The sequence below is a fragment of the Streptomyces sp. NRRL S-244 genome, assembly GCF_000717915.1.
Classification (GTDB): Bacteria; Actinomycetota; Actinomycetes; order Streptomycetales; family Streptomycetaceae; genus Streptomyces.
The window spans coordinates 228,421-244,657 of sequence record NZ_JOCX01000004.1; the positions used below are offsets into that span (position 1 = coordinate 228,421).

The following is a 16,237-nucleotide window of genomic DNA, read 5'->3' on the forward strand; positions in this document are numbered from 1 at the left end:
CCCCGCGGGGACCGGAAGGGGACTGGAATGCGTACGCGCCACATCTACCACGCGGTGGACTCGCACACCGAGGGCATGCCGACCCGGGTGATCACCGGGGGCGTCGGGGTGATCCCCGGCGCCACCATGGCCGAGAAACGGCTCCACTTCATCGAGCACCTGGACCACGTCCGGACCCTGCTCATGTACGAGCCGCGCGGGCACTCCGCGATGAGCGGCGCCATCCTGCAGCCCCCCACCCGCCCCGACGCCGACTTCGGCGTGCTGTACATCGAGGTGTCGGGTCTGCTCCCCATGTGCGGGCACGGGACCATCGGGGTCGCGACCGTCCTGGTCGAGACGGGCATGGTGGAGGTCGTCGAGCCGGTCACCACCGTGCGGCTCGACACCCCGGCCGGGCTGGTGAGCGTGGACGTCCGGGTCGAGGACGGGGCGGCCACCGCCGTCACCCTCACCAACGTCCCCTCCTTCTGCGCCGGACTCGACCTCAAGGCCGATGTCCCCGGCTTCGGCACGGTCACCTACGACCTCGCCTACGGCGGGAACTTCTACGCGTTCGTCGAACTCGACGCCCTCGGCCTCCCCTTCGACCGGGAGCGCAAAGGCGACCTGCTCGCCGCCGGACTCGCCGTCATGGACGCGATCAACGCCTCCGGCGACCGGCCCGTCCACCCCGAGAACCCCACCATCTCCGGGGTCAAACACGTCTACCTCGCCGCCCCCGGCTCCGACGCCCGCCGCTCCCGGCACGCCATGGCCATCCACCCGGGCTGGTTCGACCGCTCGCCCTGCGGTACGGGGACCAGCGCGCGCATGGCCCAGCTGCACGCCAGGAGCCTCCTCGGGATCGGCGCGGACTTCGTCAACGAGTCCTTCATCGGGACGGAGTTCACCGGCCGGCTGGTCGGGGAGACCACGGTCGGCGGGTTCCCGGCCGTCGTCCCCACCGTCACCGGGCGGGCGTGGATCACCGGCACCGCCCAGTACTTCCTCGACCCGTCCGACCCCTTCCCCGCGGGGTTCCTGCTGTGACCACCGTACGCACCGTGGACTACCACACCGCCGGGGAGCCGTTCCGGATCGTCGACACCGCCGCGGCCGGCCTGCCGCCCGTACCCGGGGACACCGTCGCCGAGCGCTGCGCCACCGCCATCGGCCCCGGGGGCTCCGGGACGGCTCCGCGCCGGAGCCCGCTGGACGACGTACGGCGGCTCCTCGTGCAGGAGCCGCGCGGGCACGCCGGGATGTACGGCGGGTTCGTCGTGCCCCCGGACGACGACGGGGCCCACCTCGGCGTGCTGTTCTGGCACAAGGACGGCTACTCCACCGCCTGCGGCCACGGCACGATGGCCCTCGGCGTCTGGGCCGTGGACACCGGCCGGGTCCCCGCGCCGGACGACGGGGACGCGCAGGTACGGATCGACGTGCCGTCGGGGCGGGTCGCCGCGACCGTGCACCGCGCCGGCGGCCGGACCACCGGGGTCACCTTCCGCAACGTCCCGGCCCGGGTCGGCGCCCGCAAGGTGCCGGTGGCGACCACGCTGGGCCTGGCGGAGGTGGACATCGCGCACGCCGGAGCCTGCTACGCGTCCGTCGCCGCCCGGGACCTCGGTCTGGAGGTCACCCGGGCCGCACTGCCCGAACTCGTCCGCGCCGGGCAGGAGATCAGGGCCGCGCTGTCCTCCCACCCCGGGACCTGGCACCCCGACGGTCCGCTGCTCTCCGGGGTCTACGGGGTGATCCTGTACGAGGAGCTGCCCGGCACCCCCTTCGGGCCGCACCAGCGCAATGTCACCGTGTTCGCCGACGGGCAGATCGACCGCTCGCCCTGCGGATCGGGCACCTCGGCGCGCCTCGCGCTGCTGGCGGAGGACGGCCGGATCGGGGCCGGCGAGGACCTGCTCCACGAGTCGGTGACGGGCACGGTGTTCACGGGCCGGGTGGTGCCGGTGGGATCCCGCGACGGCCTGGTCACGGAGGTCACCGGGACGGCGTACCGCACCGGCGAGCACGCCTTCGTCCGCGATCCGCAGGACGCCCTCGGCGCGGGATTCCTGCTGTGATCCCGCAGTTCGGGGCCGCGCAGACGGCCGCGCTGCTCACCCCGGCCGCGGCCGCCGACGCGCTGGCCGGCGTACTGCGGGCCGGGCTGGACCCGGAGGCCTGCCCGCAGCGCTCGGCGCTGCCCGTGCCGGGCGGCGGCGAGCTGCTGCTGATGCCGGCCGCGGCCGGGGCGTACGCCGGGGTGAAGATCGCCGGTGTGGCGCCCGGCAATCCGGCCCTCGGGCTCCCTCGTATCACCGGCTCGTACCTGCTGCTGGACGGCCCGACGCTGCGCCCGCTGGCCCTGTTCGACGGCGCGGCGCTGACCGCCCTGCGCACCCCGGCGGTCTCGGCGCTCGCCCTGCGGTACCTGGCGCCGGCCGGGCGGGCCCTGCGGCTGGTGCTCTTCGGCGCCGGCCCGCAGGCGTACGGTCATCTCGAAGCGGTGCGCGGGGTAAGGGAGTTGGCCGGGGTGGTGGTCGTGGGGCGCGACCCCGGGGCCGCGGAGCGGCTGGCGGCGCACGCCCGCGCCCTGAGGGTGGCGGCCCGTACGGGCACCGCGGCGGACGTGGCGGACGCGGACCTGGTGCTCTGCTGCACCACGGCCCGTGAACCCCTCTTCGACGGGCGGCTGGTGGCCCCGGGAGCGACGGTCGTGGCGGTCGGCTCGCACGAGCCGGACGCCCGGGAGACCGACACCGCGCTGGTGCGGCGGGCCGCGGTGTACGTGGAGTCGCGGGCGGCGGCCCTGCGGGAGGCGGGGGACCTGCTGGTGCCGGAGGCGGAGGGGGCGATCGGACCCGGTCATATCAACGGCACCTTGGCCGACCTGGTGGGGGGTCGGATACCGGCGGCCGGAGCGCCGGGTTGTCCACAGCTCTTCAAGAGCGTGGGCATGGCCTGGGAGGATCTCGCTGTGGCGGTGGCGATGTATCGCGCCGCGGGATGCACCACCGCTGGGGCAGTAAGCGCAACGTGACATTGTACGCTGTTCCTCTGCACTCGGTGGTGCGAAGGGTTTCGGAGGAATGGCAATGGGTGACCTGAAGCAGCACAGCCTCATCAAGGCCCAGGAACGGCTCCGCGACCAGGTCGGCCACGCCCTCCGAGCAGCCCTGATAGCGGGTGAACTGCGCCCCGGCAGCGTCTACTCGGCGCCCGGCCTGGCCGCCGAGCTCGGGGTCTCCGCCACGCCGGTCCGCGAGGCGATGCTCGACCTGGCCCGCGAGGGCCTGGTGGAACCCGTCCGCAACAAGGGCTTCCGGATCACCGAGGTCAGCGAGCGCGACCTGGACCAGTACACCGAGCTGCGCACGATGATCGAGGTGCCGACCATCGGCCGGATCACGAAGATCGCCACGGCGGAGCAGCTGGAGGCGCTGCGGCCCATCGCCGAGGAGATCGTCACCAGCGCCCGTGAGCACAACCTCATCGGCTACCTGGAGGCGGACCGCCGCTTCCACCTCTCCCTGCTGGCCCTGGCCGGCAACGACCGGCTGGTCGAGACGGTGGGCGACCTGCGCAAGCGCTCGCGGCTGTACGGGCTGACGGGCCTGGACGAGGCCGGAAAGCTGGTCTCCTCCGCCGAGGAGCACATCGAGCTGCTGGACCTGATGATCGCCGGCGACGCGGAGGCGGCGGAGGCCTGCATGGTCCGCCACCTCGGCCACGTCCGCTCGCTGTGGGCCCAGGGCCGCGACGAACCGGTGGGACGCATCCCGGGGGGCCTCGGCTCGGGCCTGTAGGGCGGACCAGGTTGGACCGGGTTGAACCCGGCCGGGCCCGGCCGGGCCTTGGGAGTCCGCCCAACGGGGCGGGGTGCCCTCAGCCGTCGAGCCAGCGCCGGCGCCCCGGTCCCGTCGGGTGGGTGCCCGTCACGCCCGTGACCACCGAGTAGAGGCTGGTCTCGGCGGTGATGAAGAGCCGGTTGCGCTTGGCGCCGCCGAAGGAGATGTTGGCGACCGTCTCGGGGACGTTGAGCCGCCCGATCAAGGTGCCGTCGGGGTCGTAGCAGTGCACCCCGTCGTCCATCGCGGCGGCCCAGAGCCGGCCGCCGTCGTCGAAGCGGAGGTTGTCGAAGCGGGCCTTCCCGGGGGCCGCTTCGGCGAAGACCTTCCCCTCGGACAGCGTGCCGTCCTCGCGCACGTCGAAGACGCGGATGAAGCCCGCCCGGGTGTCGGAGACGAACAGCTGCCGCTCGTCCTCGGAGAAGACCAGCCCGTTCGGCGCGCCGAAGCCGTCGGCGACCAGCCGTACTTCGCCCGTGGCCGGATCGATGCGGTAGACGTTGTTGGAGCCGATCTCGCTCTGCGCGCGGTGGCCCTCGTAGTCGCTGGTGATGCCGAAGTCCGGGTCGGAGAACCAGATCGAACCGTCGGATTTCACCGCCGCGTCGTTCGGGCTGTTCAGGCGCTTGCCCTGCCACCGGTCCGCCAGCACGGTGACGGTGCCGTCGTGTTCGGTGCGCGTCACGCGCCGGTTGCCCTGCTCGCAGGTGACCAGCCGGCCCTGACGGTCGAGGGTGTTGCCGTTGGTGTGCCCGGCGGAGCGGCGGAAGACGCCCACGGCTCCCGTCTCCTCGTCCCAGCGCAGCATCCGGTCGTTGGGGATGTCGCTCCAGATCACCTGCCGCCAGGCGGGCAGGTAGACCGGCCCCTCGGCCCAGCGGCAGCCGGTGTACAGGACCTCCAGCGCGTCGTCACCGTTCATGCACCGGCCGGTCCGGAACCGGTCGTCGAGCATCTCGTACAGCCTGGGGCGCTCGCTGGTCATGGGACTTCCCTTCCTCGCAGACGTCCATTCGCCGAATGAAATCCGGCTCATCTCGAAGATTGCAGGATGAGGTATGGCTGTCGCAAGGATCCTCCGAATGGAGAGTTGTGGATCACATCGACGGGCCGCACCGGCCGACGGCCGCCTACCCTGTGGGAGTGATCAAGCCGATAGAGCTCGTGATATTCGACTGCGACGGCGTCCTGGTCGACAGTGAGCGCCTCGCCGTCCGCCTCCAGGTCGCGCTCGGGGCGGAGTTGGGCTGGCCGCTCACCGCGGACGAGGTGGTCGAGCGCTTCGTCGGGCGTTCCAAGGAGTCGATCGTCGGGCAGATCGCGGAGCGTCTCGGCGCGCAGGCCGCCGGCCTCTGGTGGGAGCTGCTCATCCGGCGGCACCGCGATGCGGTGGACCTCGCCCTGGATCCGGTGGACGGGCTGCCCGAGGCGCTCGACGGGCTCACCGCCCTCGGCCTGCGGACCTGCGTCGCCTCCAGCGGCTCGCACGAGAAGATGCGGCACACGCTCGGACGCACCGGGCTGTACGGCCGGTTCGAAGGCCGCATCCACAGCGCGAGCGAGGTCTCCCGGGGCAAGCCCGCCCCGGACCTCTTCCTCCACGCCGCCCGGCGGATGGGCGTCGACCCGGCGGTGTGCGCGGTGGTCGAGGACAGCGCGCCCGGCGTCCGGGCGGCCAGGGCGGCGGGGATGCGCGCCTTCGGCTACTCCGGCGGCCCGACGCCCGCCGAGTGGCTCGAAGGCCCCGGCACGATCGTCTTCGACGACATGCGCAGGCTGCCGGAGCTGCTCGCGGCGCACTGACCTTCCCGCAACACCGCCCCAGGGGGCGGGATTTGGGCACGGCTGGATAACGGCGGCGCCAACCCCTTGTCAGTGCAATTTCACATTACTATGTTACCGGTCACATCATAGAGCGCGGCCCTTCACTGGAGTGACCCATGACCAAGCGCACCCAACTCGCCCTCGCCACCGCCCTCGTGGCGGCACTCGCACTCGGCGCCTCGGGCTGCTCCGACCCCAAGAAGGGCTCCACCGGCGCCGGCGCGGGCAACCCCGCCGCCGCCAACGACGGCAAGACCCTCGGCGGGACGCCGGTCAAGGGCGGGACCCTGACCGTCCTGTCCAACCAGGACTTCGCCCACCTCGACCCCGCCCGCAACTGGGTCATGCCGGCCATGGACTTCGGCACCCGCCTCCTCTACCGCACGCTCGTCACCTTCAAGGCCGAGCCCGGCAAGGCCGGCAGCGAGCTCGTCCCCGACCTCGCCACCGACCTCGGCACCCCCTCCAACGGCGGCAAGACCTGGACCTTCACCCTCAAGGAGGGCGTGAAGTACGAGGACGGCTCACCCGTCAAGGCGCAGGACATCAAGTACAACGTCGAGCGCTCCTTCGCCCCCGACCTCACCGGCGGCCCCGACTACGCCGCCCAGTACCTGGCCGGCGGCGAGGGCTACAAGGGACCGCTCCAGGGGCAGCACCTCGACTCCGTCAAGACCCCCGACGACCGCACCATCGTCTTCGAACTCAAGCGCCCGGTCGCCGAGTTCTCCGCCACCGCCACCCTCCCCACCTTCGCCCCGGTCCCCCAGTCCCAGGAGAAGGGCACCCAGTACGACGCCCGCCCGTTCTCCTCCGGCCCGTACAAGATCGAGTCGTACGACCGCGACAAGAAGCTCGTCCTCGTCCGCAACGAGCACTGGGACCCGAAGACCGACACCGTCAGAAAGGCCTACCCCGACAAGTTCGTCGTGGTCATGGGCCTCAAGGGCGGCCAGATCGACGACCGGATCATCGCCGGTGAGGGCGCCGACGCCTCCGCCGTCCAGTACATGGACATGCGCCCCGAGAGCGCCCCCAAGGTGCTGCCGAAGCCCGAGGTCAAGGCGCGCCTGCTCGCAGAATCCCAGGGCTGCACCGAGATGCTCTACCTGAACAACTCCCGGGCGCCCTTCAACGATCCCAAGGTCCGCGAGGCCATGCAGTACGCCGTGGACAAGGAGGCGGTGATCACCGCGGGCGGCGGCCCGGCCCTCAACGAGGTCGCCACCGCCTACCTGCCCCCGGCGCTCTCCGGCGGCAAGCAGGCCGACACCCTCAAGATCGCCCCGGCCGGAGACCCGGCCAAGGCCAAGGAACTCCTCAAGGCCGCGGGCAAGGAGTCCCTGAAGGTCTCCCTCGCGGTCTCCACCGGCGACAAGGGCAAGGCCGAGGCCATCCAGCAGGGCCTGTCCCGCGTCGGCATCGAGGTCGTCGTCGACACCATCGACCCGGGCGCGTACTACGACGTCATCGGAGACCTCTCCACCACCCCCGACATGACGCTCACCGGCTGGTGTCCCGACTACCCCTCCGGCTCCACCTGGATCCCCTTCGTCTTCGACGGACGCACCATCAAGGAGAAGGGCAACCAGGGCAACAACAGCCAGTTCCGCGACGAGGCCACCATGAAGCGGATCGACGAGATCAATGCCATGGCCGACGCCAAGCAGGCCAACCAGGCCTGGATCGACCTCGACGCCGAGATCATGAAGAAGTCCCCGGCCGTCCCGGTCCTCCTGGAGCGCAAGCCGCTGCTCGTCGGCCCCAACATCGCCGGCGCCTACGGCCACCCCGTGTGGACCGGCACCGTCGACTACGGGACCGTCGGCCTCAAGGACCCCTCGAAGAGCCAGGGCTGAGGGATACGGAGCCCCCGACACCATGACCACCACCGCCCCCGCCCCCGGCGCCGCCGGCGCCGCCGAGGCCGGGCCCGCGGCGGCAGCGGCCACCGGCAGCAGCCCCTGGCAGCTCGCCCGGCGGGAGCTGCGCCGCCGCCCCGCCGTCCGCGTCAGTCTCTGCGTCGTCCTCCTCTTCGTGCTGATGGCCGCCACCGCGCCCTGGCTGGGCGCGCTCGGCGGCTGGTCCCCCGAGGAGTTCGACAAGTCCGCCATCGACCCCTACCTCGGCGGCCAGCCCCTCGGCTCCCTCGGCGGGATCAGCCCCGAGCACTGGCTCGGCGTCGAACCCGTCACCGGCCGCGACCTGTTCGCCCGCGTCGTCCACGGCGCCCAGGTCTCCCTCCTCATCGCCTTCGCCGCCACCGCCATCGTCGTCGTCGCGGGCACCGCCGCCGGGATCGCCGCCGGCTACTTCGGCGGCCGCACCGACACGGTCCTGTCCCGCCTGATGGACCTGACCATGTCCTTCCCCTCCCTCATCTTCATGATCGCGATGCTGTCGGTGGCCAAGGACGTCAACCGCATCGTGCTCATGACCGCCGTCATCGGCGTCTTCGGCTGGCCCGGCGTGGCCCGCGTCGTCCGCGGCCAGACCCTCTCCCTCAAGCACCGCGAGTACGTGGACGCCGCCCGCGTCGGCGGGGCGGGCTCCTGGCGGATCCTGACCCGCGACATCCTCCCGGGAGTCTCCGGCCCGGTCATCGCCTACACCACCCTGCTCATCCCCGGCATGATCAGCACCGAGGCGGCGCTCAGCTACCTCGGCGTGGGCGTCCGCCCGCCGACCCCGTCCTGGGGCCAGATGATCGCCGAGTCCGTCGCCTTCTACGAGACCGACCCCATGTACTTCGTCATCCCGAGCACCTTCCTCTTCCTCGCGGTACTCGCCTTCACCCTGCTCGGCGACGCCCTGCGCGACATCCTCGACCCGAGGGGCGGCCGCAGTTGATCCTCTACCTCGCGCGCCGGCTGCTCGCCCTCGCGGGCGTCCTGCTCGCCATTGCCGCCGTCACCTTCCTCATCTTCTACGTCCTGCCCACCGACCCGGCCGCGGCCGCCTGCGGCAAGACCTGCAGCGCCGAACGGCTGGCCGACGTACGGGAGTACCTCGGCCTGGACCAGCCGGTGTGGCGGCAGTTCGCGGACTTCCTCACCGGCATCTTCACCGGCCGCACCCTCGGCACCGGCCAGTACGCCGTCCAGTGCGACTTCCCGTGCCTGGGCTACTCGTACGAGAACTCCCTGCCCGTGTGGGACCTGCTGATGGACCGCCTCCCGGTCTCCGCCTCCCTCGCCGTCGGCGCCGCCGCGCTGTGGCTGCTGCTCGGCCTCGGCGCCGGGGTCACCGCCGCCCTGCGCAAGGACACCGTCACCGACAAGGCCCTGATGGTCGGCGCCGTCGCCGCCGCCTCGCTGCCCGTCTACTTCACCTCGGTGATGCTCATCTACGGGGTCATCCGGGTCGCCGGACTCCTGCCCTACCCCACCTACCAGGCCTTCACCGACAACCCGCTCGGCTGGGCGGCCAACCTGCTGCTGCCGTGGACCGCGCTCGCCCTGCTGTACGCGGCCATGTACGCCCGCCAGAGCCGCGGCTCGATGATCGAGGCGATGGCCGAGCCGTACATCCGTACCGCCCGGGCCAAGGGCATGCCCGAGCGCACGGTCGTCGTCAAGCACGGCCTGCGCTCCGGGATGACCCCGATCCTCACCATCTTCGGCATGGACCTCGGCGGGCTGCTCGCCGGCGCCGTCATCACCGAGTCCATCTTCGGACTCCCGGGCATCGGGCGGCTGTTCTACGGGGCCCTGGTCAGCTCGGACCAGCCGGTGGTCCTCGGGGTCACCCTGCTCGCCGCCTTCTTCATCGTCGTCGCCAACCTCGTCGTCGACCTCCTGTACGCCGTCATCGACCCGAGGGTGAGGTACTGATGGCCGCACCAGCCGCCGCCCCCCTGCTGGAGGTGCGCGACCTGCGCGTCACCTTCGCCACCCCGCGCGGCCCCGTACGGGCCGTCGACTCGCTGGGCTTCACCGTCGAGACCGGGCGCACCCTCGGCATCGTCGGAGAATCCGGATCCGGCAAGTCCGTCACCTCGCTCGCCGTCATGGGCCTGCACCGGGGCGCCGAGGTCGGCGGATCCATCGCGCTCGCCGGGCAGGAGCTCACCGGGATGTCCGAGAAGGAGCTGTCCCGGCTGCGCGGGCGGAAGATGGCCATGATCTTCCAGGATCCGCTGTCCAGCCTGCACCCCTACTACACGGTCGGCGAGCAGATCGCCGAGCACTTCCGCGTGCACTTCAAGGCCGGCCGGGCCGCCGCGCGCAAACGGGCCGTCGACATGCTCGGCGAGGTCGGCATCCCGGAACCGGCCCGCCGGGCCGGGGAGTACCCGCACCAGTTCTCCGGCGGCATGCGCCAGCGCGCGATGATCGCCATGGCCCTGGCATGCGAACCCGATCTGCTGATCGCCGACGAGCCCACCACGGCCCTCGACGTGACCGTGCAGGCGCAGATCCTGGAACTCATCGCACGGCTCCAGCAGGAGCGCGGCCTCGGCGTCGTGATGATCACCCACGACCTGGGGGTCGTCGCCCGCGTCGCCCACGAGGTACTGGTCATGTACGGCGGCCGGGCCGCGGAACAGGCCGGGGTCGACGAGCTGTTCGCCGACCCGGCGCACCCCTACACCCGGGGCCTGCTCGACTCGCTGCCCCGGCTGGACGACGCCGACGACGATCCACTGCGGGCGATCCCCGGCTCCCCGCCCTCCCTGCTCACGCCCGCCCCGGGGTGCGCGTTTGCCCCGCGCTGCGCGGTCGCGGCCGCCGGCACCGCGGCGGAACGGGAGCGCTGCACGGGCGAACGGCCCGAGCTCCTGCCGTACGCCGGCCCCGGCCGGCTGGCCGCCTGCCATGTCGCGGGGCGTACGGCACCGGCTGCCGGCGGTGCGGCCGCTGCCGCTGCCGCTGCCGCCGCGACCGAATCGGAGGTGTCCCGATGAGTACGCTCGTACCCGCCCCGGCGCCCGGGCCGGCCGCCCCGGACCGGACCCCGCCGGCGCTGCTCTCCGTACGCGACCTGACCATGGCCTTCCCCGGCAGACGCGCCGCGTCCGGGCGCCGGGGGGCGCCCGTGCGCGCCGTCGACGGGGTCTCCTTCGACCTCGCGGCGGGCGAAACCCTCGGCCTGGTCGGGGAGTCGGGCTGCGGGAAGTCCACCACCGGCCGGATGCTGGTCCGGCTGCTGGAACCCACGTCGGGCAGCATCACGTTCGACGGACGGGACATCACGAGGCTCTCGCAGCGCGCGCTCCGCCCGCACCGGCGCCACCTCCAGATGGTCTTCCAGGATCCGCACTCCTCCCTCAACCCCCGCCAGACGGTGGCCCGGATCATCTCCGACCCGCTGCTCGTGCAGGGGTGGTCGGCCTCCGACGCGCGCCGCCGGGCGGCCGAGCTGATGGACCTGGTCGGGCTGATCCCGGAGCACATCGACCGCTACCCGCACGAGTTCTCCGGCGGCCAGGCCCAGCGCATCGGCATCGCCCGCTCGCTGGCCACCAGCCCCCGCCTGATCGTCGCCGACGAGCCGGTCTCCGCCCTCGACGTCTCCGTCCAGGCGCAGATCGTCAACCTGATGGAACGGCTGCGCCGCGAACTGGGGCTGGCGTACGTGTTCATCGCGCACGACCTGTCCGTGGTGAAACGGGTCAGCGACCGGGTCGCCGTCATGTACCTCGGCCGGATCGTCGAGATCGGCGGGAAGCGCGCCCTGTACGAGAACCCCCAGCACCCGTACACCCGGGCGCTGCTCTCCGCCGTACCGCTGCCCGACCCGGCGGCCGAGCGGCGGCGCGAGCGGATCGTGCTGCTCGGCGACCCGCCGAGCCCGGCCGCCCCGCCCCCGGGCTGCACGTTCCACCCGCGCTGCCCGAAGGCGCAGGACGTCTGCCGCACGGACCGCCCGGTGCTGCGGATCGCCGCCTCCCGCGAGGTGGCCTGCCACTTCCCCGGTGACTGACGGGGATCCAGGGGAAGAAGGAGGAGGGCCCCGGCGCCGACACGATCGGCTCCGGGGCCCTCCGCCGTCGGAGGCGCCCGAGGGGTGCCCCGCGGCGGACCGCCCGCCGGGCTGATGGCATGATCACGGCGTGACCAGCGAAATCACCCGGCCGGGCCCCGCGAAATTCGTCCTCTTCGACGTCGACGGCACGTTGATCGACGCGGTGGCGAACCAGCGCCGGGTCTGGGCGACATGGGCGGCGCGGTACGGACTCGACCCCGACGCGGTCCACCGCGTGGCGCTCCGGACCCGCCCCATGGAGACCTTCGCCGAGGTGGCGCCCGGGCAGGACCCGCAGGCCTGCCTGGCCGCGCTGCACGAACTGGAGGACGAAGACGTCCGCACCGGTGCCTATGCCGCCTTCCCCGGTGCGCCGGAGCTGCTCTCCGGCCTGCCCTCGGGCGGCTGGGCCCTGGTGACCTCGAACTACGAGCACCGGGTGCGCGGGCGGTTCGCCCGGACCGGACTGCCGGTTCCGGGCGTACTCGTGGACGCCTCCGCCGTCGCCGAGGGCAAGCCGTCCCCGGTCCCCTACCTGCTGGCCGCGGAGCGCCTCGGTGCCCGGCCGCAGGACTGCCTGGTCATCGAGGACGCGCCGTCCGGCGTCGAGTCCGGACTGCGGGCCGGCATGACGGTGTGGGGGGTCAACACACCGGCCCCGGTGGACGGGGTGCACCGCCACTTCGCGAGCCTGCACGAGGCGGCGCCCGCGATCCTCGCCTTCGCGACGGGGTCACTCGCCGCTTAGGCGTTCCCTCACCGCTTAGGCGTCCCCTCGCCGCTTAGCGGTGTTCCTCACGCCAGTTCGCGGCGGAAGAACTCCAGCTCCAGCGCCGTGATCTTCTCCCGGGCCCCGTTCGGGGTCATGTGCGTGACCCCGGGGAGGGCCAGGAGCTGGTGGGGGCGGCCCGCGTCGGTCAGCGCCTGCGAGAGCCGCAGGGTGTGCGAGGGGTGGACGTTGTCGTCGGCCAGGCCCGTGATCAGCATCAGCGGCCGGGCCAGGTGCGGGGCGTCGGGGATCAGGGAGTCCCGCTCGTAGACGTCCGCGTGCTCCTGGGGGAGGCCCAGGTACCGCTCGGTGTAGGCCGTGTCGTACTGGCGGAAGTCGGTCGGCGCGGCCCCGGCGGCCGCGGCGTGGAACACGTCCGGGCGGCGCAGCACGGCCATCGCGGAGAGGTAGCCGCCGTACGACCAGCCGCGCACCCCGACCCGGCCGAGGTCCAGGTCGCCGTGGCGGGCGGCGAGCGCGTGCAGGGCCGCGACCTGGTCGTCCAGGGTGACTTCGGAGAACCCGCGGTACATGGCGTGGGTGAAGGCGGGCGAGACGTACGGGGTCCCGCGGTTGTCGACGGTCACCACCGCGAAGCCCCGGTCGGCCCACCACTGGCGCTGCTGCCAGCGGCGCGGCTCGGCGGAGACGTCCTGGTAGCCGGGGCCGCCGTAGCTGTCCATCAGCACGGGCAGCCGCCGGCCGGGGACATGGCCGCGGGGGAGTACGAGCGCGGTGGGGATGCCGTGTTCGGTGACCCGCTCCAGGACCGGGACCACCCGGTAGGGCAGCGGCGCGGACAGGTCGGCCGGTACGAACTCCCGCCCGTCGGCGGTGCGTACGCTGCGCCGGATCCCGTCGGCGTCGGCGCTGGTCAGGAGCAGCGCTCCGGCCGAGGCGAGGACGCCGTGCACGCCGGGTCCGTCGGCGAGCGGGGTCAGCTCCCCCGTGGCGGGGTCGAGGAGCAGCACCTGCTGTTCGGCGGGGTCGCGTTGCCCGGCCTCGATCAGCAGCCGGCCCTGGTGGACCCCGGCCACCCGGCGGACCTGGATCCCGCTCCCGGTCAGCAGTTCCCCGTCGAGGGCGAGGGCGCGGGCGGCGCCGCCCGGAGTGTCGGCGGCGGTGAGCATCCGCCCGTCGGCGAGCCGGGCCGGGGTGCCGGGCAGCAGCGGGTCGACCCAGTGGGGGTGCACGGTACGTGACAGCTCCCGGGTACGGCCGGTGGCCGGGTCGGCGGTGAGCAGCAGCACGTTCTGCTGGAGCCGGTCCTGGACGGTCAGCAGGATCTCCGTCTGCGACTCCCAGTCGGCGTCGGAGACGTAAGGGTACGCCGCCGCGTCCCAGTCGAGCCGTACCCGGGCGCCGTCCGGGCGGAGCACCCACAGCTGGACCTCGGCGTTGGGCCCGCCCGCCTCGGGGTACGCGAAGTCCTCGGCCGGCAGCTCGGGGTGCGCGGGGTCGGCGAAGTGGCGCCGCTGGAGGGCGGTTTCGTCCACGCGGGCGGCCAGCAGGGTCCGGCCGTCGGGGGACCACCAGTGGCCCCGGTCCCGGCCCAGCTCCTCGGCGGCGGCGAACTCCGCGAGGCCCCAGCGGGCTCCGTCGGCGGGGCTGATCCGGCCGCCGGGGGAGGTGTGCAGGGCGTCGCCGGTGACGTACGCGGTGCGGGAGCCGTCGGCGTTGAGGCGGGGATCGAGGGCGGGCCCGGCGGCCGGGACCTCCTCGGCCGGCTGCCCGGCCCCCTGGCCGGACCGCTCGCAGGGGCCCTGGCCGGACCGGTCGCCGGGGCCCTCGCCGGGTCCCTCGTAACCCACCCGGTACAGCCGCCCGTACAGCGGGAACACCGCGCTGCGGCCGTCGCCGGAGAGCGCGTACGAGCCGATCCCGGCGGCCACGAGCCGGGTGCGCTCCCGCAGCCGGCGCTCGGCGGCCGGCAGGGTGCCCGGCTCGGGGGACAGCTCGCGCGGGTCGGCGAGCCGGGTTTCGGCGCCGGTGGCGGTGTCCAGGACCCAGAGGCTGTCGAAGGCGTCGGTGGGGCCGGTGGAGCGGAGGAACCAGAGCAGCCGGCCGTCGTCCCCGAAGGAGAACGCGCGCGGGGCGCCGTACGTGAAGCGGCCGGTGCTCGCGGAGAGCCTGAGGAAGTCATCCATGATCGTAGTGTGTCATGTGAAATGGCACACTGTACATGTCATGCAGCCTAGGCCATTCGAGTGGTGTACCCCCCTCTCCAGGTTTAGCGTCGAAAAGGTGGACGGGAACGCAAAGCCGACGAGCAACAGCACCGACGGCAAGGTCCGAGGGAGCGGCAACGGGCTCGCGCTGTTCGTCATCGCGTCCTGCCAGCTCATGGTCGTTCTCGACATCACCATCGTGAACATCGCGCTCCCGCACATCCAGACGGCCCTCGGCTTCTCCACCGAGAGCCTGTCCTGGGTCGTCAACGCGTACACCCTCACCTTCGGCGGACTGCTCCTGCTCGGCGGACGCACCGGCGACATCCTCGGCCGCAAGCGCGTGTTCATCGCCGGCGTGCTGCTCTTCGGCCTGGCCTCGATGCTGGGCGGGCTCGCGCAGAACGAGGGCCAGCTGATGGGCGCCCGCGCCCTACAGGGCGTCGGCGCCGCCATCGCCTCCCCGACCGCGCTGGCGCTGATCTCCACCACCTTCCGTGAAGGCCCGGCCCGCAACCGGGCGTTCGGCGTGTTCGCCGCGGTCTCGGCGGGCGGCGGCGCGATCGGGCTGCTGGCCGGCGGCATCCTCGTCGAATGGCTCAGCTGGCGCTGGGTGCTCTTCGTCAACGTTCCGATCGCCCTGGCCATCGCCTTCATGGCCAGGCGGGTCATCCACGAGTCCGAACGCCATCCCGGACACTTCGACCTCGCCGGCGCACTGCTGTCCACCCTGGGCATGATCGCGCTCGTCTACGGCTTCATCCGCGCCGCCGAGGAGGGCTGGACCGACCCGATCACCCTCGCTTCCTTCGGGGCGGCCGTGGTCCTGCTCCTGCTGTTCTTCCTCAACGAGCGGCGTTCGCCGCAGCCGATCACGCCGCTGCACATGTTCGCCGACCGCAACCGGGCCGGCTCCTACGGGATCATGCTCTTCCTCGCCTGCGCGATGTTCGGCATGTTCTTCTTCCTGACCCTGTTCGTGCAGAACGTGCTGGGGTTCAGCCCGCTGGAAGCCGGCCTCGCCTTCCTGCCGGTCAGCGTCGTCATCGCCGTCGGCGCGGGCATCACCTCCCAGCTGCTGCCGAAGCTCGGGCCGAAACCGTTCATGGTGACGGGCGCCCTGTGCTCGGCGGCCGGCCTGGCCTGGCTGACGCAGACCGACATCCACTCCACGTACCTCGGCAGCATCCTGGGTCCGATGCTCGTGTTCAGCCTCGGCATGGGCATGCAGTTCGTCTCGCTGACCCTGATGGCCCTGTCCAACGTCGCCGACCGGGAGTCGGGCGCGGCCTCCGGCCTGCTCAACACGACGCAGCAGGTGGGCGGATCGCTCGGTCTGTCCATCCTGGTCACCGTCTTCGGCACGGCCAGCCGCAACGAGGCACACGACCAGGTCCCGGCCTTCCTGAGCCAGGCCGATCCGGCCCAGAAGGCCATGTTCCTGCGGACCGGCCAGCTGCCGGACCCGTGGGGCGACCAGGTGCTCACCTCCGGCGTGAGCGCCGCGTTCATCGTCGCCGCCTGCTTCGCCCTGATCGCGGCGGTCATCGCGCTGTTCGCGATCCAGGTCCGCCCCTCGGACCTGGAGCGCCTCAAGGGCAACCACACCCCGACGGCGGTCTGAGGCCGCCGCCGGCGGTACCGGGCCACGCGCCGCCGGGCGGTGCCGGAACCGCCTG

14 protein-coding genes are annotated in these 16,237 nt (G+C 72.7%); 12 read left to right on the top strand and 2 right to left on the bottom strand.

All coding sequences use genetic code 11. The annotated features are described in order from the left end of the window. Nucleotides 1-27 precede the first annotated feature (27 nt). The 4 genes from IF02_RS0107015 to IF02_RS0107030 are packed head-to-tail and all read left to right on the top strand — an operon-like array spanning nucleotide 28 to nucleotide 3,788. Nucleotides 28-1,032 (top strand): proline racemase family protein, encoded by a 1,005-nt coding sequence (locus IF02_RS0107015; RefSeq protein ID WP_030154466.1) that lies wholly within the window; start codon nucleotides 28-30, stop codon nucleotides 1,030-1,032. Next, complete coding sequence (locus tag IF02_RS0107020; RefSeq protein WP_030154468.1) at nucleotides 1,029-2,063, top strand: proline racemase family protein; 1,035 nt, start codon at nucleotides 1,029-1,031, stop codon at nucleotides 2,061-2,063. Before IF02_RS0107015 ends, IF02_RS0107020 begins: the two co-directional genes overlap by 4 nt. After that, a complete protein-coding gene (locus IF02_RS0107025) occupies nucleotides 2,060-3,022 on the top strand; it encodes an ornithine cyclodeaminase family protein (RefSeq protein WP_234318115.1) in 963 nt (320 codons plus the stop codon). Before IF02_RS0107020 ends, IF02_RS0107025 begins: the two co-directional genes overlap by 4 nt. Nucleotides 3,023-3,077: 55 nt before the next feature. After that, the gene (locus tag IF02_RS0107030; protein WP_030154473.1) at nucleotides 3,078-3,788 is read left to right on the top strand and encodes a GntR family transcriptional regulator; all 711 of its coding nucleotides are present in this window, start codon (nucleotides 3,078-3,080) and stop codon (nucleotides 3,786-3,788) included. Nucleotides 3,789-3,867: 79 nt separating this feature from the next. Here IF02_RS0107030 and IF02_RS0107035 read toward each other — a convergent pair whose 3' ends face one another. Continuing rightward, nucleotides 3,868-4,815 carry an SMP-30/gluconolactonase/LRE family protein gene (locus IF02_RS0107035; protein WP_030154475.1) on the bottom strand — a complete coding sequence of 316 codons (948 nt, stop codon included), beginning with the start codon at nucleotides 4,813-4,815 and terminating at the stop codon, nucleotides 3,868-3,870. Nucleotides 4,816-4,973: 158 nt separating this feature from the next. On the opposite strand from IF02_RS0107035, the gene IF02_RS0107040 reads away from it, so the two are divergent. The 7 genes from IF02_RS0107040 (at nucleotide 4,974) to IF02_RS0107070 (ending at nucleotide 12,369) form a co-directional block, all read left to right on the top strand. Next, nucleotides 4,974-5,633 carry an HAD family hydrolase gene (locus IF02_RS0107040; RefSeq protein ID WP_030154477.1) on the top strand — a complete coding sequence of 220 codons (660 nt, stop codon included), beginning with the start codon at nucleotides 4,974-4,976 and terminating at the stop codon, nucleotides 5,631-5,633. Between the two features lie 137 nt (nucleotides 5,634-5,770). Further along, nucleotides 5,771-7,513 (top strand): ABC transporter substrate-binding protein, encoded by a 1,743-nt coding sequence (locus tag IF02_RS0107045; RefSeq protein ID WP_030154479.1) that lies wholly within the window; start codon nucleotides 5,771-5,773, stop codon nucleotides 7,511-7,513. Nucleotides 7,514-7,535: 22 nt separating this feature from the next. Beyond that, the gene (locus IF02_RS0107050; RefSeq protein WP_030154481.1) at nucleotides 7,536-8,504 is read left to right on the top strand and encodes an ABC transporter permease; all 969 of its coding nucleotides are present in this window, start codon (nucleotides 7,536-7,538) and stop codon (nucleotides 8,502-8,504) included. Further along, nucleotides 8,501-9,487, top strand: coding sequence for an ABC transporter permease (locus tag IF02_RS0107055; protein WP_030154483.1), 987 nt, complete (start codon nucleotides 8,501-8,503; stop codon nucleotides 9,485-9,487). Before IF02_RS0107050 ends, IF02_RS0107055 begins: the two co-directional genes overlap by 4 nt. Further along, complete coding sequence (locus tag IF02_RS0107060; RefSeq protein WP_051695913.1) at nucleotides 9,487-10,560, top strand: ABC transporter ATP-binding protein; 1,074 nt, start codon at nucleotides 9,487-9,489, stop codon at nucleotides 10,558-10,560. Before IF02_RS0107055 ends, IF02_RS0107060 begins: the two co-directional genes overlap by 1 nt. Continuing rightward, entirely contained in the window at nucleotides 10,557-11,579 is a 1,023-nt protein-coding gene (locus IF02_RS0107065) for an oligopeptide/dipeptide ABC transporter ATP-binding protein (RefSeq protein WP_030154488.1), read from the top strand. The genes IF02_RS0107060 and IF02_RS0107065 overlap by 4 nt, the downstream gene beginning before the upstream one ends. Before the next feature lie 130 nt (nucleotides 11,580-11,709). Continuing rightward, complete coding sequence (locus IF02_RS0107070; protein WP_030154491.1) at nucleotides 11,710-12,369, top strand: HAD family hydrolase; 660 nt, start codon at nucleotides 11,710-11,712, stop codon at nucleotides 12,367-12,369. A gap of 47 nt (nucleotides 12,370-12,416) precedes the next feature. On the opposite strand, the gene IF02_RS0107075 is transcribed toward IF02_RS0107070, so the two are convergent. Then, on the bottom strand, nucleotides 12,417-14,537 hold the full coding sequence (locus tag IF02_RS0107075) for a S9 family peptidase (protein ID WP_030154493.1): 2,121 nt from the start codon (nucleotides 14,535-14,537) through the stop codon (nucleotides 12,417-12,419). Between the two features lie 97 nt (nucleotides 14,538-14,634). Between IF02_RS0107075 and IF02_RS0107080 the strand changes: the two genes are divergently transcribed. Then, nucleotides 14,635-16,182 (top strand): MFS transporter, encoded by a 1,548-nt coding sequence (locus IF02_RS0107080; RefSeq protein ID WP_030154494.1) that lies wholly within the window; start codon nucleotides 14,635-14,637, stop codon nucleotides 16,180-16,182. Nucleotides 16,183-16,237 lie beyond the last annotated feature (55 nt).